Consider the following 21,004-nt stretch of genomic DNA (forward strand, 5'->3'; position numbering starts at 1 on the left):
GTATAAGAGACAGGGGTTAACAACCAGCGGAGGCCGGACACACGCTCTACTTCGCGGTCCGGTGGGAACAGCGGGCCCCGACCGGGAGTTGCACTGCGCGGAGGTGCAGAGATGACGTACAAGATTTCGAAGTCCGACCAGGAGTGGCGCGAGCAGCTCTCGGCCCAGGAGTACGCGGTGCTGCGCGGGGCGGGCACCGAGCGCGCGTGGACGGGTGAGCTGCTCGACGAGAAGCGCACCGGCGTCTACCGCTGTCGCGCGTGTTCGGCCGAGCTGTTCCGGTCGGACACCAAGTTCGACTCGCACTGCGGCTGGCCGTCGTTCTACAGCCCGCTCGCCGGAGACTCCGTCGAGCTGATCGAGGACCGTTCGCTCGGCATGGTGCGTACCGAGGTGCGCTGCGCGACCTGCGGGTCGCACCTGGGGCACGTCTTCGACGACGCGCCGCAGACCCCGACCGGCGACCGGTTCTGCATGAACTCGGTGAGCCTCACGTTCGAGGAGAGCTGACCACCGGCAGAGCGGTCAGCGACCGCTCTGCTTCCACGCCACGATGTCCGTCGAGTAGCGGTTGAGGAGTCTGGCCAGCTGGGCGACGTCCGCCGTCTCCCAGGTGGCGAGCGCCCCCTCCAGCATGGCGACGCGGCTGGCGCGCGCCCGGTCGAAGCGGGCGGCGCCGTCGGGCGTCAGGGTGATGCGCTGACCGCGGCTGTCCTCCGGGTCGACCGTGCGTTCGACGAGCCCGAGCTCCACGAGGCGGCTGAGCTGCCGCGACACCGTGGCGCGGCCGACGCCGAAGAACGTGGCGAGGTCCGAGCCGCGGGCGCCGGGCCGCTCGGCGATGTGCGCCAGGAGCGGGTACGCGCTGGCGTCGAGCTCGGGATGGACCCGCCGGGCGATCGACGTCCCGGAGGACTGCGCGCGGCGGATCAGCAACCGGATCTCACGTTCCAGTCCTTCGAACGGCCCCAGGACGGTCCCGCCGGCGCCGACGACCTCGTCACCGGCACCCTTGCCGGCGACCGGGTCCTCGGTCGTCTCCGTGCTGGAACTGCCTGTACTCGAGAGCATTTGCCCATGATGACGCGTCGAGCGCCGGGAGCACAGCCCAGGGCCCCGAAATCCCCCACAACCAAGGGGGTCAGCTCGCGGCGGGCTCCAGGTCCTTGAGCTGGTCGATGCCCGAGCGGTGGCCCAGCGGGACCTCCTTGATGAGGGAGACGCAGAGCAGCGCGATCAGGGCGAGGGGGACGGCGGCCAGGAAGATGTCGGCGATGCCGTTCGCGTACGCCTTCTCGACGACCTCGACCAGGATCGGCGGGAGCGTCGCCAGGTCGGGCAGCGTGCCGCCCCCGGACCCGAGCGCGGACGGGTCGATCCCCTGCTTCGCCAGCTCCGGGGCGATCTCGGCGATGCCGTCCTGCAGGCTCGCCTTCACGCTGTGCCCGAGGATCGCGCCGAGCGCGGAGACGCCGATCGCGCCGCCGAGCGACCGGAAGAACGTCACGGTGGACGTACCCGAGCCCGAGTCCTTGATGTGCAGGGTGTTCTGCGTGGCGAGCACCATGTTCTGCATGAGCAGGCCGACGCCGGAGCCCAGGACGAACAGGTAGATCGACACCAGCACGAACGACGTGTGGTAGTCGAGCGTCGACAGGAGCAGCAGGCCGCCGGTCAGCAGCACGCCACCCGTGACCATGAACGGCTTGTACCTGCCGGTCTTGGAGATGAGCTGCCCGCCGACGCTGGACGACAGGAACAGGCCGACGACCATCGGGATCGTGTACAGGCCGGACTCCGTCGGCGTCTTGCCGCGCGAGAGCTGCATGTACTGGCTGAGGAACACCGACGAGCCGAACATCGCGACGCCCACGGCGACCGAGCCGATGACGGCGAGCACCAGGGTGCGGTTCTTGAACAAGTACATCGGGATGAGCGGGTTCTTCACACGCAGCTCGACGAGCACGGCGATCGCGAGGACCACGAGGGAGCCGCCGACCATCGCCGCCGTCTGCCAGGAGACCCAGTCGAACTCGGTGCCGGCGAAGGTGATCCACAGCAGGAGGGACGCGATGCCCGCGGCGATCAGTGTGGCGCCGGCGATGTCGATCTTCGCGCCGCCACGCGGGCGCTTCGGGAGCCGGAGCGTCATCTGCAGCACGATGATCGAGGCCACCGCGAACGGCAGGCCCACGAAGAAGTTCCAGCGCCAGCTGATGGCGTCCGTGAGGAAGCCGCCGAGGATCGGGCCGCCGACCATGCCGATACCCATGATCGAGCCCATGAGGCCCATGTACCGGCCGCGCTGCCGCGGGCTGATGATGTCCGCGATGAGCACGGCGGCCAGGGACTGCAGGCCACCCGCGCCGATCCCCTGGAAGGCGCGGAACGTGATGAGCTGGCCGACGTCCTGCGAGAAGCCGGCCGCCGCCGCCGACAGCACGGAGATGATCAGCGCGATCTGGATCAGCGTCTTGCGGTTGGTCAGGTCGGCGAGCTTGCCCCAGATCGGGGTGGAGATCGTCGAGGTCAGCAGGGTGGCCGTGACCACCCACGTGAAGGAGGACTGCCCGCCCTCGAGGTCGGTGATGATCTTCGGCAGGGACGACGACACGACGGACATGGCGAGGACCGAGACGAACATGCCGAGCAGGATCCCGGACAGTGCCCGGAGCACCTCGCTGTGGGTCATGGCGGGCGGTTCGCCCTGGAGGTGGTCGGGTTCGGCCACGAGGGAATGGGTGTTGGCGCTGCTCATGCAAACTCCTGCTGGTTCTGGGGCGATCTCCGGTGCGCGGTGTCCGCACTGATGGTGTCGACGAGGCGGTCCAGCGTGCGGGTCGCCTCGTCGAGGTCTTCGGGCGACCAGGCGGCGAACGCCCGGTCGATCATGTTCGTGTACTGCACTGCCGCCTCGGCCGCGAAGGCGCGCCCGGCTTCGGTCAGGTCCACCGTGCGGACGCGGCGGTCGTCGGCGTCGACCGTGCGGACGACGTATCCGGCGTCGGCCAGCGTGCTCACCTGGCGGCTCGCTACGGAGAGGTCGACGCGCAGGTGCGCCGCGATGTCGGTCAGGGAGACCGGGCCGCACTTGGCGAGCAGGTGCAGCACGGCCACGCCCGACCGGGGCCAGTCGAGCTCGTGGGCGATACGCGCCGCCGCTTCCCGCTGGGCGCGCGAAAGACTCTGGAGCGCGGAGATCAGGGTGACGGCCGGAGCTTCGGTGCCGGACGGCGTCCGGCTGGGTGAGGAAGTCATCGTGCCTCGCAATTGATTGCTTAGAGCAACTATATCGAGTTGGTTGCCGAATGCAAGCGTTCTGCGGGAATCGATTCGAGGACGGCGGCGTGATCTGCGCGACACGGAACCGCCCGGCCGGCACGCGGGCGTCACGAGAACGGCGCCGCCCCCACCGTGGTGGGGGCGGCGCCGTCCTGGCTGAGCTCGGGGGTTCCGGTCAGACCTTGGCGCGGCTCTCCTCGCCCATGTCCTCGAGCTCCATGCCCTTGGTCTCGCGCACCCTGGTGAATACGAAGAAGAAGCTCAGCGCCGCGAAGATCGCGTACATCAGGTAGGGCACGCTGGCCCCGAAGGCGGACAGCAGGGGCGGGAACGTCATGGTGATGACGAAGTTCGCCACCCACTGCATGGCCGCGGCGACACCGAGGGCAGCGGCCCGGATGCGGTTCGGGAACATCTCGCCGAGCAGCACCCAGACGAGCGGGCCCCACGAGGCGCCGAAGAACACGACGAACGCGTTGGCGCAGACCAGCGCGATCACGCCCCACGGCCCGCTGAGCGAGATGTCGCTGCCGGAGCCTGTGGCCTGCGTGAAGGCGACGGCCATCAGGCCCAGGGACACGGCCATTCCGGCGGAGCCGATGAGGAGCAGCGGGCGGCGGCCCACCTTGTCGATGAGTGCGATGGCGATGAAGGTGACGGCGACGTTCGTGACCGACGTGATGGTGGAGACCAGGAACGCCTGGCTCTCGTCGAACCCGACGGCCTGCCACAGCGTCGTCGAGTAGTAGAAGATCACGTTGATGCCGACGAACTGCTGGAAGACCGACAGCAGGATGCCTACCCAGACGATCGGCTTGAGGCCCAGCGCGCTGCCCCGGAGCGAGCCCTGGGCGGCGTTCGCCTCGTCGATGGCGATGCTGCGGTGGATCTGGACGAGGCGGTCGTCGACGTCCTCCTCGGGGCCCAGCACGCTGGCCAGGACGGCGCGCGCGTCGGCGTCGCGCCCCTTGCCGGCGAGGTAGCGCGGCGACTCCGGGATGCGCAGCGCGAGGAGGCCGTAGACGGCGGCCGGGATCACGGCCACCAGGAACATCCAGCGCCACGCCTCCCACCCGAGCCAGAGGACGTTCGCGGCGCCGTCGGCCGACTCGGCGAGGATCTGGTCGGAGAGCAGCGCGGCGAAGATACCGACGGTGATCGCGAGCTGCTGGAGCGAGCCCAGCCGGCCGCGCATCGCGGCGGGCGCGATCTCCGCGATGTACGCGGGCGCGATGACGGACGCGATGCCGATGCCCACGCCGGCCATGAAGCGCCAGACGGCCAGGTCCCACGCGGAGAACGCGACGGCGGACAGGATCGACGACACGAAGAACAGGACGGCGCCGAGCACCATGACGTGGGTGCGGCCCCAGCGGTCGGCCAGGCGCCCGCCGGCCCAGGCGCCGAGCGCGCAGCCGAGCAGGGCGATGGCGACGACGAAGCCGGTGGCCGAGGGATCGAGCTCGAACTGACCCTCGATGGCGTTGACCGCGCCGTTGATCACTGAGCTGTCGAAGCCGAACAAGAAACCGCCCACCGCTGCGGCGAAGGCGAGGGCCGTTGCCTTGCGGTGGGCTGATCGTGCGGCGGCTGTTGGTGCAGAAGGGCCGGTACTCATACGACCGATGCTAGATCGCCCGCTGGGCAGGTCGCGCGAGGAGCCGCCCAGGTGATCAGGTCAGGAAAGGCCAGAGTGCCCAGGTCGCAAGGGCCGCCACCAGGGCCGCGGCCGGGATGGTGAGCACCCAGGCGATGGCTATGTTCTTCGCCACACCCCAGCGGACGGCGGAGAGCCGGCGGGTAGCGCCGACGCCCATGATCGCCGAGGTGATCGTGTGCGTGGTGGAGACCGGGGCGTGCAGCGCGAACGCGTTGACGTACAGCACGAGCGCCGAGACGGACTCGGCCACGAATCCGCGCGCCGGGTCGAGCTCGATGATCTTGCGGCCGAGCGTGCGCATGATGCGCCAGCCGCCCGAGTAGGTGCCGGCGGAGATCGCGGCGGCGGCGGACAGCTTGACCCAGAGCGGGATGCCCGCCTCCGCGTCGGCCCAGCCGACCGTCAGCAGCGCCAGGTAGATGACGCCCATCGTCTTCTGCGCGTCCTGCAGACCGTGGCCCAGCGCCATCGCGGCGGCCGACGCCGTCTGGGCGATCCGGAAGCGACGGTGCGTCTTGGCGGGGGCCGCGCTGCGGAAGATCCACATGACGGCGACCATCCCCGCGAAAGCGAGCCCGAAGCCCACCAGCGGCGAGATGATCATGGGCAGGACGACCTTGTCCACGATCGCGGACCAGTAGATGCTCATCCCGCCCGCGATGCCCGCGCCGACCAGCCCGCCGATCAGCGCGTGCGTGGACGACGACGGGAGACCGAACCACCACGTGATGAGGTTCCACACGATCGCGCCGAGCAGGGCGCACAGCACGACGGCGAGCTCGGCGTGCGTGCCGGCGCCCGTAAGGTTGACTATCGACGACGCGATGGTCTCCGCGACCTCGGTACCCAGCAGGGCGCCCGCGAAGTTCATGACCGCGGCCATCAGCAGCGCGACCCGGGGTGTCAGGGCCCGGGTCGACACCGAAGTCGCGATGGCGTTGGCGGCGTCGTGAAAGCCGTTGGTGAAGTCGAAGCTCAGGGCGAGCGCCACCACGAGGACGACGAGGGCGACCTCCAACTCAGGACTCCTTGAGGGCGATGGTCTCGACCATGTTCGCCACCTTCTCGAAGCTGTCCGCGGCGTTCTCGAGAACCTCCACGATCTCCTTCAGCTTCATGAGCTGGACCGGGTCGCCGGCCAGGTCGTCGAAGAGCTGGGCGATGAGCTTGCGGTGCAGCTTGTCCGCCTGGTTCTCGAGGCGGTTCACCTCGACCCAGTAGTCCGCGAGCTTGTCCATCGAGCGCAGGCGGGGCATGGCGTCCGCCGTCAGCTCCGCGCACCGCTGCAGCACCTGGACCAGCTCGGACACGCGGTCCGGCAGGGCGTCGACCTTGTACAGGACTATCAGGTCCGCTGCCTCGTCCATCTCGTCCATGCAGTCGTCCAGCGCGGAGGCCAGACCGGAGATGTCCTCGCGGTCGAACGGCGTGATGAAGGTCTGGTTGAGGCGGCGCATGATCGAGTGCGTGGCGTCGTCGGCGAGATGCTCGACGTCGTGCATCTCGTCCGCGAGCTTCTCGCGGCCCGCCTTGTCCGCGCCGAGCAGCTCTGCCAGCAGGGACGCGCCCCGGACCAGGTGCTGGGCCGAGGCGGCGAGTAGATCGAAGTACGTGGTGTCGCGCGGAGTAAGGCGCACGAGGGCTCCCGTTCTAAGGGCTCTGGAACAGGCTCAGCGTAGGGCTGTTGCCGACTATCGCCAATTTGCAAGGTCGGACTTTGACAACTCGTGACACACGGCGTGGGTGCGCGGGCAGCACTCCGCCGTGGCCGTCGCCGGCCAGGAGGGGGAAAGAATGAGCGACGCCGAACCGGGAGCGCCTCTCGGCGCGGGGCCGCTCGTAGCGGCTTGAGGTGGAGCCCGGGGCATCCGCAGCCCGGCGTCGCCTGCACCATCCTAATGGCGTGTGCGGATCTGCCAAGGGGGTCGGATGTCACAGCGCCCGGGCGCGAGGCCAGCTTGACAGTGCGCGGGCCTACTCGAGGGAGCCGGTCCGCCACAGGTCACCGGCCCGTTCCAGCTCCTCGGCGGTGCGCAGCAGCGAGCTCGCGCTTCGGGTCATCCGGGTCGCGCCGGTGGGGTCCGCGACCTCGCGGGAGTCGGCGTCGAACGCCGCTCCGGTCGACAGGATGCGGCAGAACGCGCCGGCCCGTTCGAGGGCGACGGCGAGGTCCCCGGTGAAGACGCCGGACAGGACGGCGTCGGCCAGGATCTGCAGGTCACGAGGTTCCGGAGGGCTCGGCACGCCCGCGACGGCCTCCTGGACGGGTGCGGCCTCCACACCGAGCCGATACCTGAGCATGACGGTGGGCAGGTCGCGGCGCACCCACTCGCGCAGCACGTACAGGCGCCAGAGCGACCCGGGCAGCGAGACCGGTGCGGCGTCCGCCCACAGGCCGGCTACCGTGTCGAGGCCCTCGTTCTCGACCAGGTGGATGAGCCGCTCCACCACCTTCGGGTCCTCGGTGGTGCGTGCCCGGTCCACGAGAGCGCGCGCCGTCGCGTGCGCGACCTCGTCGCGCAGGGCAGGGTCCACCTCGCCGGGGAGCGCCTCGGCGTCCCGGGGGTCCAGCATGGCCGGCCGTCTCGGCGGTCGTTGGTCGCTGCTCATGATGACCGATAGTGCGCCGAAATGAAACGTGTGTCCACCACTGTCCGGTCGAACCGGGTCACCATACGGGCGGGCTCACCTTCTCGGTGGCCACCACCCGCGGCCCGGACGGCGTGTCGGCGACGTGCGCCACCAGCACCTCGCCGGGTTCGAGGAACGGGTCGACCGACGGCAGGCCGTCCGCCACGGTGGACGACGAGTGCTGGCGCAGCACGTCCAGCACCGTGGGCAGGACCGGGCGGTGGGTACAGATCACCGACGCCTCGGTGGTCTCCCCCAGCAGGTCGCGCATGGTGGCGGCGACACGGGACGGCGACCGCTCGTGCTGCGCCTCGCTGAGGTACTCGCTGTAGCTCGGGCGCAGCCCCGCGGCCCGCACGTACGGTTCGATGGTGGTGGCACAGCGCTCCCACCGGGAGCTGATCACGTGCTCGATGCCGTAGGCCGCCAGGACCGGGACCAGGGCGGCGGCCTGCCCGTGCCCGAACGGCGTGAGCGGGCGGTCGCGCTCGGAGCCGTGCCACGCCGTGCGCGGCACCGCCCGGCCGTGCCGCGCGATGACGAGCGCGCGGGTGTCGAGCAGGCCCTCGGCCTCGGCGTTTGCGAGGGCGTCCAGCGGACCGTGGTCCGACGTCCGGGTGAGGCGCTCCGCCGCTTCGGCCATGTCCAGCCACTCCGCCCGGTCGACCTCGTCCCGGTTGACCGGGGCGATCGGCACCCGCGCCGTGAGCGCCGCGCTGTCGTGTCCCTTGCGTGCCCTGCGCGACGCCCAGTAGTGCACGCGCTTCACGTGCCCGTCGGGCGTCAGGTACTGCAGGCCGGGCAGCGGGCGGCCGAGCACGATCTCCTTGCCCGTCTCCTCGCCGACCTCGCGGATCGCGGCGCCCTGGAAGGACTCCCCGACCTCGAGCTTGCCCTTGGGCCACGACCAGTCGTCGTACCGCGGGCGGTGCACCAGCTGTACCTGGAGCCGCCCGGCGCGACGGCGCCAGACGAGCCCGCCCGCCGTCATCACGACCGGCGTGTGCGATCCCGCGGCGGGGGAGGCCGACGTCGTCGGACCTGTGCCCACTACCGACCGCCGGCCCGTCACCGGACAGGCTCGAGCCGGCGCCGTTGCCGCTGGATCAGGACCGCCTGCAGGTCGCGGAGCCCGTTGTTGCCCACCGAGCCCGGGCGCTCCCAGCGACCGTCCGGCAGCAGGTGCCACGACGCCGTCGTGGCCGCCATGGACTCGTCGAGGAGCCCGAGGAGCTCTCCGATGTGGTTCGGGTCGGAGATCCGGATGAGCGTCTCGACCCGCCGGTCGAGGTTGCGGTGCATCAGGTCGGCCGAGCCGAGGAACACCTCGGGGCCGGACTCCGGCCCCTCCGCGAGGGCCGGGCCCACCGAGTTGGCGAACGCGAAGATGCGGGAGTGCTCCAGGAACCGGCCCAGGATGGACCGCACCCGGATGTTCTCGCTGAGGCCGGGGACGCCGACCTTCACCGCGCAGATGCCGCGCACCACCAGGTCGACCTGCACGCCGGCCTGCGAGGCGCGGTACAGGGCGTCGATCACCGTCTCGTCGACCACCGAGTTGATCTTCATCTTGACCCACGCCTCGTGGCCGGCGCGGGCCGCCGTCGCCTCGCGCTCGATGCGCTCGACCAGGCCCGCGCGGACGGCGCGGGGCGCCACGAGCAGCCGGTGGAACGTCGACTTCGGGGCGTACCCGGAGAGCTGGTTGAACAGGCGCGTCAGGTCCTGGCCCACGTCCGAGTCGCAGGTCAGCAGGCCGTGGTCCGTGTACAGGCGCGCCGTCTTCGGGTGGTAGTTGCCGGTGCCGACGTGGCAGTACCGCAGCAGGGAGCCGTCGGGCTCCTGGCGCACGACGAGCGACAGCTTGCAGTGCGTCTTGAGGCCCACGATCCCGTACACCACGTGGACGCCCGCCTCCTCGAGCTTGCGCGCCCAGGAGATGTTGGCCTCCTCGTCGAACCGGGCCTTGATCTCGACCAGGGCCAGGACCTGCTTGCCCGCCTCCGCGGCGTCGATCAGGGCGTCCACGATGGGCGAGTCGCCCGACGTCCGGTACAGCGTCTGCTTGATCGCCAGCACGTTCGGGTCGGCCGCAGCCTGCTCCAGGAACGTCTGCACGCTCGTGGAGAAGCTGTCGTACGGGTGGTGCAGCAGGATGTCCCTGCGCCGGATCGCGGCGAACACGTCCGTCGGCTTGGAGCTCTCCACCTCGGCGAGGTGCCGGTGCGTGGACGGCACGAAGGGCGGGTAGTGCAAGGAGGTCAGGTCGAGGTCCGCGATGAGGTTGAGGCCCGTGAGGTCCAGCAGCGCGGGCAGCTCGTAGACCTCCTCGTCCTTCACGCCCAGCTCGCGGACGATCAGGTCCCGGATGCGCGGGCTGATGTCCTTCGCGATCTCCAGCCGCACCGGCGGGCCGAACCGGCGGCGCAGGAGCTCCTTCTCCATGGCCTGGAGCAGGTTCTCGGCGTCGTCCTCCTCGACGTCCACGTCCTCGTTGCGGGTGACGCGGAACGTGTGGTTCTCGCGCACCTCCATGCCCGGGAACAGGTAGTCGAGGTGCTGCGCGATGACCTCCTCGAGCGGCACGAACGAGAGCGGCCCGCGCTGCGGGTCGGCCTTCTTGGTGCCCGGGCGGCGGGGCTTGCCCGACGCGTCCACCGCGATGAAGCGCGGCAGCAGCGGCGGCACCTTGACGCGCGCGAAGTGCTCCTTGCCCGTGGCCGGGTTCGCCACCACGACCGCGAGGTTGAGCGAGAGGCCCGAGATGTACGGGAAGGGGTGGGCCGGGTCCACCGCCAGCGGGGTGAGCACAGGGAAGATCTGCTTGCGGAAGAACTTGTGCAGGCGCTCCTGCTCCTTGGTGTCCAGCTCCTCCCAGTGCACCAGCGTGATGCCCTCGCCGGCCAGCGCCGGCTGCACCTCGTCCTCGAACACGCGCGCGTGCCGCTCCATGAGCTTGTGCGCCTCGTCCGAGATCCGCGCCAGCGCCTGGCGCGGGCTGAGCCCCGAGGCGCTCGTGACCGCGATGCCGGTCGCGATGCGGCGCTGCAGGCCGGCCACGCGCACCATGAAGAACTCGTCCAGGTTGGACGCGAAGATCGCCAGGAAGCGCACGCGCTCCAGGAGCGGGATGCGCGGGTCCTCGGCAAGCTCCAGCACGCGCTGGTTGAAGGCGAGCCAGCTCACCTCGCGGTCCGCGAACCGGTCGACGGGCAGCGGCTCGCCCAGCAGCGGTTCCAGCAGGCTGGTCCCGCCGGAGCTCTCCGCGATGTGCTCGGCGATGTGCGCGGCCAGGCTCGGGTCCAGGGAGTGCGGGTCCAGGAGCTCCTCCGCCGAGGCGCCTTCGGGCGCTGTCGCGGTGGGCTGCTGGACCTTCGTCGCGGTCGCGAGGCCGTTCTTGCCGGAGGCCTGCTCGGCGGGCTTGTCCGCCGACTTCGGGGCGGACTTCTCGACGGGCTTCTCGACAGGCTCGCGGCGGCCGTCCGGCTCGCCGTTCGTGGACTCTGCTGTGGACATCGCGCTTGCCGTACGAGGGCTCTGCTTCATGAATCGGCCGTTCTTGTCCCGGGTTCTGGCGGAGGTGTTCGCAGCGCTGTCCTTCATGTGGTTCATGGTGTCACCGTTCAGTACACAGTGGGTAACGCTCTCGGAGAGAGTTCGTCACGGGCGGGCGTACTGAACGTGTACTGCGGCCCGCGTGAAACCGGCCCGCTCGTACGTGGCCAGGGCGGGTGCGTTGTCGCCCTCGACGTAGAGCACGGCACGCGTCGCCCCGGTGCGCGCCAGGTGCGCCAGACCGACGTCGGTCAGCAGCCGGCCCAGGCCCTTGCCCTGGTGGTCCGGGTCGACACCCAGCACGTAGATCTCGCCATCGCGGGCGTCGTCCGGCTGGCCCGGCTCCGTCTTGGTCCAGAGGAACGCCACGGGGTCGACGTCGTCCGCGCCGCCCTCGGGGCCGCCGTCCGGAACGAGGAGGAAGAAGCCCTCCGGGTCGAACCACTGCTCGCTCTGGCGGGCGCGCAGGTCGTCGAGGGTCATCCGGCCCTGCTCCGGGTGGGTGGCGAACGCGCGGGCATTGACGCGGAGCCAGGCGGCGTCGTCGGCGCCGGGGCGGAAGGTGCGCAGGCGATAGCCGGCGGGTGCCTCAGGGAGCTCTGGCGCTCCGGCCGGTGCCCCTGCCGACGTCTCGGACGGCGATCCGCCCAACGCGAGCGGTCGCGCCGGGGCGGTTGGGCGCGCCGGGGTGGTTGGGCGGGTCGGGGTGGTTGGGCGGGTGAGGAAGAGCAGCTCGCGCACCGCGCGCAGGCCCGACGCCCGGGCGAAGCCGCGGGCCGACTCGAGATCGCCGTGCGCCCAGACCCGCAGTGGCTTGCCGTGCTGGCCGGGCTCGCCCGATCGGGACGGGAGCGTGGCGTCCCGTTCCGCGGTCTTGAGCAGCATGCGGCCGTGGCCGTTTCGGCGGTGCTCCGGGTGGATCACCAGCTCGGCGCTCGCGGTGTCGCCGGAGCGGTCGATCTGCACGTAGCCGATGGTGCTGCCCGCCTTGGTGTGCGCGACGACGTGCGTGATCCACTCGGCATCCGTGCCCAGGTTGAGCAGGGGCTGTTCGGACAGCGGCGCGACGCCGTCGTGCGCCTCAGCGGCGGCGGCCAGGTTCCGGACGGCCTGCTGGGCGTCGGCGTCGAGCGGACCGATCTCAATGGGGGCGGCAATACGCATAGTCCCCATCCTCCAGCACGAGGGGCGTGACGTTTCACATGTCCGCGCCGTAGCGGACACGCGGTGGAAACAGGTCGCACCTAGCGTTCGGAATGTTCCTCTGATCAACATTCGCACACGGTCCATGCCCCGGGAGAGGAGGCGCCGTGCAGCACGACGCCATGACGCAGGCGCCACTTTCCGTCGGTGCGCCCGACGGCGGGGCGCTGCTCGCGGGCGCCGACGTCGCCGTCCTGCAGGGTGTGCGGACCGTCGACGGCACGGTCGTCGACGTCGAGATCGCCGGGGGCCGGGTCGTTGGTGTGGCGGACGGCGGGCAGCGCGCCCTCGCCCCGGGGAGCACGCTCGCCGGAGGGCCCGCCCTGCGGCTGGACGCGAGCGGCTGGCTCGCGCTGCCGGCGGCGTGCGAGCCGCACGCCCACCTCGACAAGGCGCTCACCGCCGCCCGCATGCCCGCGGGGGCGGGCGCGGACCTCGTGGAGGCCATCGCGCACTGGCGCGAGCTCGCTCCCCGCATCGACGGCGCCGACGTCCTGCACCGCGCGCGGGCCGCCGTCGAGCGATATGCGGCTCGGGGCATCACGACCATCCGCACCCACGTCGACGCGCCCGCCGAGGGCGACCCGCTGCGCATGCTCGACGCGCTCCTCACGCTCCGCGAGGAGCTCGCGGGATCCGTGACGCTCCAGGTGTGTCTCCTGGGCGGGTGGCACACGCCGACGGAGGTCTTCGCCGAGGCGGCGGCCCGCGGTGTGGACGTGCTGGGCGGCTGCCCGCACCTCGCGCCCGACCCCAGGGCCGAGATCACCCGGGTGCTCGACGTCGCGGAGCGCACCGGCCTCCCCGTGGACCTGCACGCCGACGAGCAGACGGCGCTGCCGGACGACGGCCTGCTCGACGTCGAGGAGCTCGCCCGGCAGGTGATCGCGCGCGGCCTGACCCAGCGGGTGACCGCGAGCCACGCCGTCCGGCTCGGGTCGCTGCCGCCGGAGCGCCTCGCCGCCGTCGTCGACCTCGTCGCGCGCGCCGGTCTCGGCGTCGTGACGCTGCCGATCACGAACCTCTATCTCCAGGGCCGCGACGCCACGCACCTGGTGCCCCGGGGACTGACCGCCGTCCGCGCCCTCCTGGACGCTGGGGTCCCCGTGGCAGCGGGGGCCGACAACATGCGCGACCCCTTCAACCCCGCGGGCAGCGGCGACCCGTTCGAGACGACGTCGCTGCTCATGACCGCCGCACACCTGTCGGAGGGGGAGGCGCTCGACGCCGTGACGGCGGGCGCGCGGACGGTGCTCGGCCTGCCGCGGGCGGGTCTCGCCGTCGGCGACCGCGCCGACCTCGTCCTCGTGCCGGACGTACCGCTCGGCGACGTGCTGTCCGGCGCGGAGCACGCGCGCGTCGTCCTCGCGGGCGGCCGCGTCGTGGCGGACACCCGCGTGCAGCGCAGCCTCGCCCTCGGGTCTGCCTCCCGGCAGGACTCCCGCCCGACCTCCCGGCAGGCCGCCCGCCCCGGCCCCCCAGAACTCCCCGCACCCGAACAGCTCGTGAGGTGACACCAGTGAGCACAGTGAGCACGACGACCCCACGACCGAAGTCCATGACGCGCACTCTCGTGCTCGACGACGTGACCAAGGCGTTCCCCACCGGCACCGTGGCGCTCGAGGGGGTGAGCCTCTCGGTGGCGGCCGGCGAGTTCGTCTCCGTCGTCGGCCCGTCCGGGTGCGGAAAGTCGACACTTCTCCGGCTCGCCTCCGGGCTCGAGCAGGTGACCGGCGGAGACATCGAGGTGAACGCCACCTCCACGTCCTACGTGTTCCAGGAGCCGACGCTCCTGGAGTGGCGCAGCGCGCTGCGGAACGTCGAGCTCGTCGGCGAGCTGCGCGGCGCCGGCAAGGCGGACCGACGTCGGCGCGCGCAAGCGGCGCTCGACCTCGTGGGGCTGACCGGCTTCGAGAGGCAGCACCCCCGCCAGCTCTCGGGCGGCATGCGGATGCGGGTGTCGATAGCCCGCGCGCTCGTCGCCGAGCCGGACCTCGCGCTGTTCGACGAGCCGTTCGGGGCGCTCGACGAGATCACCCGGCTGCGGATGCAGACGGAGCTGCAGAGCCTGTTCGAGCTGAAGAGCTTCGCCGGCCTGTTCATCACGCACTCCGTCTCCGAGGCGGTCTACCTGTCGACGCGGGTCGTGGTCATGAGCGGCCGCCCCGGCCGGGTGGTGGCCGATATCCCGGTCCCCTGGTCCTACCCCCGCCCGCCCGAGCTCCGCTTCGAGCCCGAGTTCGCGGCGCTCACCGGCGAGGTCTCCGCCGCCCTCGGGGAGCACTCATGAGCGCCGCCACGATGACCGGCCGCCCCCGGAACGACACCGGCGTCCGACGCCGGATGGCCGCGGCCGGCGCGAAGGTCGGCCCGCTCCTCGCCGCCATCGCCGGCATAGTCGCCGTCTGGTACGCCGTCACGTACCTCGTCCTCACCCCCGAGCGGCGCTTCCTGCTGCCGCCGCTGCACCAGGTGCTCGGCGCCACGCTCGGCAACCCGATGGTCATGGGGCCCATGCTCGACGCGCTGTGGCAGACCGTCGGCGTGGCCCTGTCCGGCCTGGCGGTCGCCGTCGTCCTGGGCATCGGGTACGCCGTGGTCATGGCGCAGGCGGGCTGGGCCGAGAAGATCCTCTACCCGTACGCGGTGATCCTGCAGACCATCCCGATCCTGGCCCTCACGCCGCTCATCGGGATCTGGATGGGCTACGGCTTCAACGCACGCATCGTCGTGTGCGTGATCATCGCGCTCTTCCCGATGATCGCGAACACGCTGTTCGGGCTCCAGTCCGCCGGGCCGGACGCCCACGACCTGTTCACGCTGAACCGGGCCACGCGGGTGCAGCGGCTCTTCAAGCTCCAGTTCCCGGCGGCGCTCCCGTCGATCTTCACGGGCCTGCGCAACGCCGCGGGCCTGAGCGTCATCGGGGCGATCGTCGGCGACTTCTTCTTCCAGCAGGGCTCGCCCGGGATCGGCGGTCTGCTGCGCACCTACACGCTCCGGCTGAACATGGAAGCCCTGTTCATGGCCATCATCCTCACCGCGCTGTTCGGGGTAGCCGTGTTCTCCGTCTTCGCGGCGCTGGACCGGGCGGTCATCGGCCGCTGGTACGGCCGCGGCGCGCCCTGACCACCTCCGAGCTTGTCCCTTACCCACCCGCCTCGCCCTGACACCCTCCCCTCGCCCTGACACCCCCCTCGCTCCTGACCCACCCCCCTTGGAGTCCTCATGTCCTTTTCCAGACGCCGCATGTCCCTCACCCGACCCCGACGCCTCGCCCTCGCCGCGCTGACCGTCGTCCCGCTCCTCGCCCTGACCGCGTGCGGCGGCGGCGACGCGCAGGCGGGCGGGACCGCTGAGCTCGACGTCCCGGCGGCGGAGGCGGACGGCCCGCTCGACCTCTCCGGCGTGTGCCCGGAGACCGTCGTCATGCAGCAGGACTGGCAGCCGGAGGCGGAGCACGGGGCGATGTACTCGCTCGTGGGGTCCGACCACACGGTGGACACCGAGGCCAAGTCGGTCACCGGCTCGCTGGTGGCGCAGGGCGTCGACACCGGCGTCGACATCGAGGTGCGCCCGGGCGGGCCGAGCGTCGGATTCCAGCCCGTGCCCGCGCTCATGTACCTGGACGACTCGATCCTCCTCGGGGCGGTGACGACCGACGCGCAGATTGCCGGGCTGGCCGACAACCCCGTGGTCACCGTGGCGTCCCAGCTCACCAACAGCCCGCAGATGGTCATGTGGGACCCCGAGAGCCACGAGGGTGCGACCACCATCGAGGAGGCCGCGGCCGACGGGGACCCCCTCGTCGCCTCGGGCGACGTGTTCCCGCAGCTGCTCGCCTCCCAGGGCATCATCGACAAGTCGCAGATCGACCTCAGCTTCGAGGGGACGCCGCAGCGGTTCGTCTCCGACCCGAGCATCCTGCAGCAGGGGTTCGCGACCGCCGAGCCGTACAGCTACGAGCACGAGATCCCGCAGTGGGGCAAGCCGGTCGACTACCAGCTGATCTCCGACGTCGGCTACTCCGTGTACCCGGAGGCGCTCGCCGTCCGCGCGGACAAGGTCGAGGAGAACGCCGACTGCCTCGCCAAGCTCGTGCCGATCATGCAGCAGGCGCAGATCGACTACCTCGAGGACCCGCAGGCCACGAACGAGCTGATCGTCGACCTCGTGGACCAGTACCAGACCGGATGGACGTACTCGCTCGGCGTGGCCGACTTCTCGGTCAAGGCCCAGCAGGACCTCGGCATCGTCACCGACGACCCGGCCTCCGGGGTGTTCGGCCAGATCGACCCCGAACGCATGGCGGAGATCGTCGACACCTTCGGCCCGATCCTCGTGGACGCCGGGCAGATCGACTCCGCGGACATCGACCCCGAGTCGCTCTACACCAACGAGTTCATCGACGACTCGATCTCGATGAGCAAGTAAGGAGCACACCGATGACCAGCACCCCACCGACTACCGCCGAGCGGTCCGCCAGAGCCGCTGCGGAGATCGCCGCCCTGCTCGGGCCCGACCTCGTCTCCACCGAGGCGGAGCTGCTGCTCAAGACCTCCTCCGACTGGTCGCGCATGTCGCCGATCCTGCAGGAGAAGGTGCCCGCCGGCCGCTACCTGCCGGACGCCGTGGTGCGCCCCCGCACCGCGGACGAGGTCGCGGAGGTCCTGCGGATCGCCTACGAGCACGACGTCCCGGTGACGCCCCGCGGTTCGGGCACGGGCAACTACGGGCAGGCGACGCCGTTCGACGGCGGGTTCGTGCTCGACCTGCGCGGCCTCGACACGATCCGGGTGAACGACTCGGGCACGGTCACCGCCGGTGCGGGCGCGAAGATCACCGCCATCGACGCCGCGGCGCGCGCGGCGGGCAGGGACATCTGGATCTACCCCTCCACCAAGGGGTCCACGATCGGTGGGTTCGTCGGCGGCGGCTCGGCCGGGACGGGGACCATCGAGCACGGCTCGACCACCGACGGCTACGTGCTCTCGCTCACCGTCGCGCCCATGGACGGCAGCGGCAGCACGTTCACCGTCTCGGGTCCGGACGCCCTGCCCTACGTGCACGTGTACGGGGTGACGGGGGTGATCGTCGAGCTGGAGATCGCCACCGACCCCGCGCGCGACTGGGTCGCGGTCTACGCCGCGTTCGAGGACTGGGCGTCCATGACGGGCGTGCACCGCTCGCTGCTGGACCTGCCGGTCCTGCCGCGGCTCGCGTCCGCCGACCCGCCGGCGCTCGTGCCGAGCCTGCCCGCCGCCGTGCCGCTCGACCCGGCGTTGCACAGCCTGCGCGTCATCGCCGAGGCCTCGACGGTGGCCGAGATCGAGGCGCGGGTGGTGGCAGCGGGCGGCGTCGTCGTCGCGAGCCTCGCGGACTACGTGGAGACGGACAAGCTGTCGTCGATGTCGTACAACCACCCGGTGTACTTCCTGCAGAAGGAGCACCCCGACCGCACGTGGTTCCACATGGAGACCGGCGGGCTCGCGCACTGGGAGCGCCCGGACGATGTCCGGGCGGTGTACGACGGCGACGTCCACCTCCACCTGGAGCTCATGGGCAGCGCGCCGCTCGCGATGGTCGTCGCCGACTACGTCTGTGAGGAGGAGTCGCTGGCGGGGATCGAGCGCCTCGAGGCGCTCGGCCTCGGCGTGCACTCGCCGCACCAGTGGTACGTGGACCGGCACGTGGACCTCGCCCGCGAGGTGGCCCGGACCACCGACCCGAAGGGCCTGCTCAACCCGGGCAAGCTCGTGGACGCGCCGCCGGTCGACACGCGAATCAACATCGGGGTGCGCTGATGGGCGCGGCCCGGGTCCCGCGGTTCGCGGAGCTGACGTGGCGGGAGATCGAGGCGCTGCCGGCCGACACGGTGGCGGTCCTGCCGCTCGGCGCGATCGAGCAGCACGGCCCGCACCTGCCGGTGTCGACGGACCTGGTGACCGCTACGGAGGCGGCGTCGGCGGCGGTCGAGGCGGTGGCCGCCTCGGGCGATGCCTCCGTCGTGCTGCTGGAGCCGCTCGCGTACACCAAGTCGGACGAGCACGCGGGGTTCCCCGGCACGATCTGGCTCTCCTGGGACACGCTCATGCGGGTGCTGGTCGACGTCGGCCGGTCGGTGGCGGCGTCGGGCATCACCCGGCTGCTGTTCGTCAACGGCCACGGCGGCAACTCCGCGCTGGGCCAGGTCGCGAACCGCGAGCTGCGGCGGCGGTTCGGGCTGCGGACCTTCTTCGCGCACGTCTCGATGCCCCGTGACCAGGGCGGCGTCCCCGCGTCCGGCGCGGAGCACGGGCTCGGCGTGCACGGCGGCCACGGGGAGACCTCGCTCATGCTGCACCTGCGGCCCGGGCTGGTCCGCATGGATCTCGCGGAGCGTCGCGTGCCCGAGGGCCTGCTCGCGTACGAGCACATCGGGTTCGGCCGCCCGACGTCGTTCGGCTGGCTGTCGAGCGACTTCGGCCCCGACGGCCACATCGGCGACCCGACGACGGCGACCGCCGAGGCGGGCAAGGAGCTGTTCGAGCACGCGGTGGGGCAGCTCGCGCGCACGCTCGTGGAGGCGTCGCGGTTCACGACGCCGGAGGACGGCGCGGGCGCGCTGGGCGGGCGGGACCAGCAGTGAGCGTGGCCGGGGCCGAGGGGGCGGTGTCGCGGCTGATCGTCCGCGGCGCGCTCGCCGTGCGCACGGGGCCGGGTGCTGGTGAGGACGAGGCGGGCGGTGACGTCGTCGTCGGCGACGGCCGGGTGCTGAGTGTCGGAGCAGCCTCCACCGACGTCGGCGCGGCGGAGCTCGACGCGACGGGATGCGTCGTCACGCCGGGGCTGGTGAACGCGCACCACCACCTGCTCCAGACGGCGTTCCGCACGCTGCCCGGCACCCGCGGCGTCCCGATGCGCGAGTGGCTCGCGCTGATGGCCGCCGCGTACCGGCGCGCCTCCGTCGACGCCGAGCTGGTGGGCGCCGCGGCGCGTGCGGGGCTGGCCGAGGCGCTGCTCAGCGGGGTCACGACCGTCGCGGACCACCACCTGACCTGGCCGGCCGTGCTCAGCCCCGCCGCGACGGTGGACCTCGCCCGGGCGGCCGCCGACGCGGCCGACGAGCTCGGGGCGCGGCTCGTCCTCGTGCGCGGTACCGCCGGGGACGATCCCGAGGCGGCGGCGCTGAGCGCCGACGCCATCGCGTCCGCGCTGGTCGGCGACGCGCCCGGCGGGGTGCGGGCCGACGGCGGCGTGCAGGTCGCCGTCGGCCCCGCGGGAGTACACAGCGACAGCGAGGCGACGTTCCGCCTGTTGGGGGAGGTGGCGGCGCGCCGCGGGCTGCGCCGTCGCACCCAGGCCAACGAGCAGGTCGACGTCGCCGCGGCGCTCGAGCGCTACGGGCGGCGTCCGCTGGAGCTGCTGGACGAGTGGGGGTGGCTCGCCCCCGACGTCACGGTCGCGCACCTGTGCGACGTCACCTCCGACGAGATCGACCGCGTGGCGGCCTCGGGCGCGCACGCGACGCACGCGCCCGGGTGCGACGTGCCGATGGGCTGGGGCGTCGCGCCGGTCGCGAAGCTCCTCGCCGCGGGCGTCGTGGTGGGGCTCGGCACGAGCGGCGGAGGATCGAACGACGCCGGCCACCTGCTTGCGGACGCCCGGCTCGCCATGCAGGTGTCCGCGCTGGTGGGCCGCCAGCTCGCGGCACGCGAGCTGCTGGACGCCGCGACCGCCGGGTCGGCGGACGGGCTCGGCAGGCCCGAGCTCGGCAGGCTCGCGCCCGGTTCGGCGGCGGACCTGTGCGTCTGGGACGTCGGCGGCGTCGCCGACGCCGGTGTGGCGGACCCGGTCGCCGGCCTGCTCTGGGCCGCGCCGGGCCGGCGGCCGCGCCACGTCGTCGTCGGGGGCCGGGTCGTCGTGCGCGACGGCCGGCTGGTGACGGCGGACGAGCGGGAGGTCGCCCGTGGACTCAGCCGGCGTCTCGCCCGAGTCGCTGCTTGACGACCAGCAGGCGGTAGGGCTTGCCGTCGGCGCTCGACCAGCGGTGCCGGGTCCCGGCGCGGTAGAAGGCGGAGTCGCCCGGACCGATGCGCTCCAGGGTGTCGTCGAGCTCGAGCAGCACGTGACCCTCCACGACGTAGACGAACTCGTCCTCGTCGTGGGCCCAGTGCGGGCCTGGCTCGCGCGACGTGCCCGTGAACTCCATCGGGTCGAACGGGCGGTCGCCGGCCGGCGCAAGAGCGCGGACCGTGCCGCCACCCGGGGACGAGGCCGACCCCTCGTCCGTGCGGCGCACCACCGGGGTGCTGCCGGCGGGCGGCGCCGTGGCCTCGGCGAGCAGGAGCTGCTGGGTGGTGCCGAGCGTCGTCGCGACGCGGAACAGGGACGACATGCTCAGCCGCGCCCGGCCGCGCTCGACCTGGCTGAGGAACGAGTGCGAGAGCCCCGTCGCGTGGGCGAGCTGGACGAGGGTCATGCTCTGGTCGTGCCGCAGCGCGCGGATCCTCTGCCCCAGGCGGGCGACCGAGCGACCGAGCGGGTCGGTGTCCTCGTCGATGAGCGCGTCCATGCCTCGATGCTAGGGGACTGCGACGGCCGGACGGCGGCCGACGCCGGGCGATCTGCCGCCGTCCCGGCAGCCGTAACAGAACCCGCGCGCCGGGGTGATCCGGGCGAAACATCGAGCAC

General features: G+C 71.9%; 19 protein-coding genes. 8 read left to right on the forward strand and 11 right to left on the reverse strand.

What is annotated here, in order from left to right:
* Positions 1–111 precede the first annotated feature (111 nt).
* Positions 112–510: a peptide-methionine (R)-S-oxide reductase MsrB gene (msrB, locus tag ACFT2C_RS12980; RefSeq protein WP_377207477.1), complete on the forward strand. Its 399-nt coding sequence runs from the start codon at positions 112–114 to the stop codon at positions 508–510.
* Between the two features lie 15 nt (positions 511–525).
* Here the strand turns inward: msrB and ACFT2C_RS12985 are convergent, their stop codons facing one another.
* The 10 genes from ACFT2C_RS12985 to mshD form a co-directional block, all read right to left on the reverse strand.
* Entirely contained in the window at positions 526–1,071 is a 546-nt protein-coding gene (locus ACFT2C_RS12985; RefSeq protein ID WP_377207478.1) for a MarR family winged helix-turn-helix transcriptional regulator, read from the reverse strand.
* A 70-nt stretch (positions 1,072–1,141) separates the two neighbouring features.
* Positions 1,142–2,758: an MDR family MFS transporter gene (locus ACFT2C_RS12990; protein ID WP_377207479.1), complete on the reverse strand. Its 1,617-nt coding sequence runs from the start codon at positions 2,756–2,758 to the stop codon at positions 1,142–1,144.
* Positions 2,755–3,258, reverse strand: a complete 504-nt coding sequence (locus ACFT2C_RS12995) for a MarR family winged helix-turn-helix transcriptional regulator (protein ID WP_377207480.1) — start codon at positions 3,256–3,258, stop codon at positions 2,755–2,757. The genes ACFT2C_RS12990 and ACFT2C_RS12995 overlap by 4 nt, the downstream gene beginning before the upstream one ends.
* 199 nt (positions 3,259–3,457) lie before the next feature.
* The gene (locus tag ACFT2C_RS13000) at positions 3,458–4,900 is read right to left on the reverse strand and encodes a sugar porter family MFS transporter (protein WP_377207481.1); all 1,443 of its coding nucleotides are present in this window, start codon (positions 4,898–4,900) and stop codon (positions 3,458–3,460) included.
* A 55-nt stretch (positions 4,901–4,955) separates the two neighbouring features.
* Positions 4,956–5,960, reverse strand: a complete 1,005-nt coding sequence (locus tag ACFT2C_RS13005) for an anion permease (RefSeq protein ID WP_377207482.1) — start codon at positions 5,958–5,960, stop codon at positions 4,956–4,958.
* A 1-nt stretch (position 5,961) separates the two neighbouring features.
* Complete coding sequence (locus tag ACFT2C_RS13010) at positions 5,962–6,579, reverse strand: DUF47 domain-containing protein (protein WP_377207483.1); 618 nt, start codon at positions 6,577–6,579, stop codon at positions 5,962–5,964.
* A 337-nt stretch (positions 6,580–6,916) separates the two neighbouring features.
* Positions 6,917–7,516: a hypothetical protein gene (locus tag ACFT2C_RS13015; RefSeq protein ID WP_377207484.1), complete on the reverse strand. Its 600-nt coding sequence runs from the start codon at positions 7,514–7,516 to the stop codon at positions 6,917–6,919.
* A gap of 94 nt (positions 7,517–7,610) precedes the next feature.
* Positions 7,611–8,624 carry an NUDIX domain-containing protein gene (locus tag ACFT2C_RS13020; protein ID WP_377207485.1) on the reverse strand — a complete coding sequence of 338 codons (1,014 nt, stop codon included), beginning with the start codon at positions 8,622–8,624 and terminating at the stop codon, positions 7,611–7,613.
* 17 nt (positions 8,625–8,641) lie between these two features.
* Positions 8,642–11,089 carry an RNA degradosome polyphosphate kinase gene (locus ACFT2C_RS13025; protein ID WP_377207486.1) on the reverse strand — a complete coding sequence of 816 codons (2,448 nt, stop codon included), beginning with the start codon at positions 11,087–11,089 and terminating at the stop codon, positions 8,642–8,644.
* Between the two features lie 144 nt (positions 11,090–11,233).
* Complete coding sequence (mshD, locus tag ACFT2C_RS13030) at positions 11,234–12,292, reverse strand: mycothiol synthase (RefSeq protein ID WP_377207487.1); 1,059 nt, start codon at positions 12,290–12,292, stop codon at positions 11,234–11,236.
* Positions 12,293–12,438: 146 nt separating this feature from the next.
* On the opposite strand from mshD, the gene ACFT2C_RS13035 reads away from it, so the two are divergent.
* From ACFT2C_RS13035 to ACFT2C_RS13065, 7 genes are all read left to right on the forward strand, one after another.
* Positions 12,439–13,845: an amidohydrolase family protein gene (locus ACFT2C_RS13035; RefSeq protein ID WP_377207488.1), complete on the forward strand. Its 1,407-nt coding sequence runs from the start codon at positions 12,439–12,441 to the stop codon at positions 13,843–13,845.
* A 44-nt stretch (positions 13,846–13,889) separates the two neighbouring features.
* Complete coding sequence (locus ACFT2C_RS13040) at positions 13,890–14,621, forward strand: ABC transporter ATP-binding protein (protein WP_377207544.1); 732 nt, start codon at positions 13,890–13,892, stop codon at positions 14,619–14,621.
* Positions 14,618–15,460 (forward strand): ABC transporter permease, encoded by an 843-nt coding sequence (locus ACFT2C_RS13045; protein WP_377207489.1) that lies wholly within the window; start codon positions 14,618–14,620, stop codon positions 15,458–15,460. Before ACFT2C_RS13040 ends, ACFT2C_RS13045 begins: the two co-directional genes overlap by 4 nt.
* Positions 15,461–15,559: 99 nt before the next feature.
* On the forward strand, positions 15,560–16,765 hold the full coding sequence (locus tag ACFT2C_RS13050; RefSeq protein ID WP_377207490.1) for a hypothetical protein: 1,206 nt from the start codon (positions 15,560–15,562) through the stop codon (positions 16,763–16,765).
* Positions 16,766–16,776: 11 nt separating this feature from the next.
* Entirely contained in the window at positions 16,777–18,135 is a 1,359-nt protein-coding gene (locus ACFT2C_RS13055) for an FAD-binding oxidoreductase (RefSeq protein WP_377207491.1), read from the forward strand.
* Positions 18,135–18,959, forward strand: a complete 825-nt coding sequence (locus ACFT2C_RS13060) for a creatininase family protein (protein ID WP_377207492.1) — start codon at positions 18,135–18,137, stop codon at positions 18,957–18,959. Before ACFT2C_RS13055 ends, ACFT2C_RS13060 begins: the two co-directional genes overlap by 1 nt.
* A 2-nt stretch (positions 18,960–18,961) precedes the next feature.
* Positions 18,962–20,317 (forward strand): amidohydrolase family protein, encoded by a 1,356-nt coding sequence (locus ACFT2C_RS13065; protein WP_377207493.1) that lies wholly within the window; start codon positions 18,962–18,964, stop codon positions 20,315–20,317.
* Here ACFT2C_RS13065 and ACFT2C_RS13070 read toward each other — a convergent pair.
* Positions 20,286–20,885: a helix-turn-helix domain-containing protein gene (locus ACFT2C_RS13070; RefSeq protein ID WP_377207494.1), complete on the reverse strand. Its 600-nt coding sequence runs from the start codon at positions 20,883–20,885 to the stop codon at positions 20,286–20,288. The genes ACFT2C_RS13065 and ACFT2C_RS13070 overlap by 32 nt on opposite strands.
* Positions 20,886–21,004 lie beyond the last annotated feature (119 nt).

This window comes from Promicromonospora sp. NPDC057138 (genome assembly GCF_042670845.1).
Classification (GTDB): Bacteria; Actinomycetota; Actinomycetes; order Actinomycetales; family Cellulomonadaceae; genus Promicromonospora.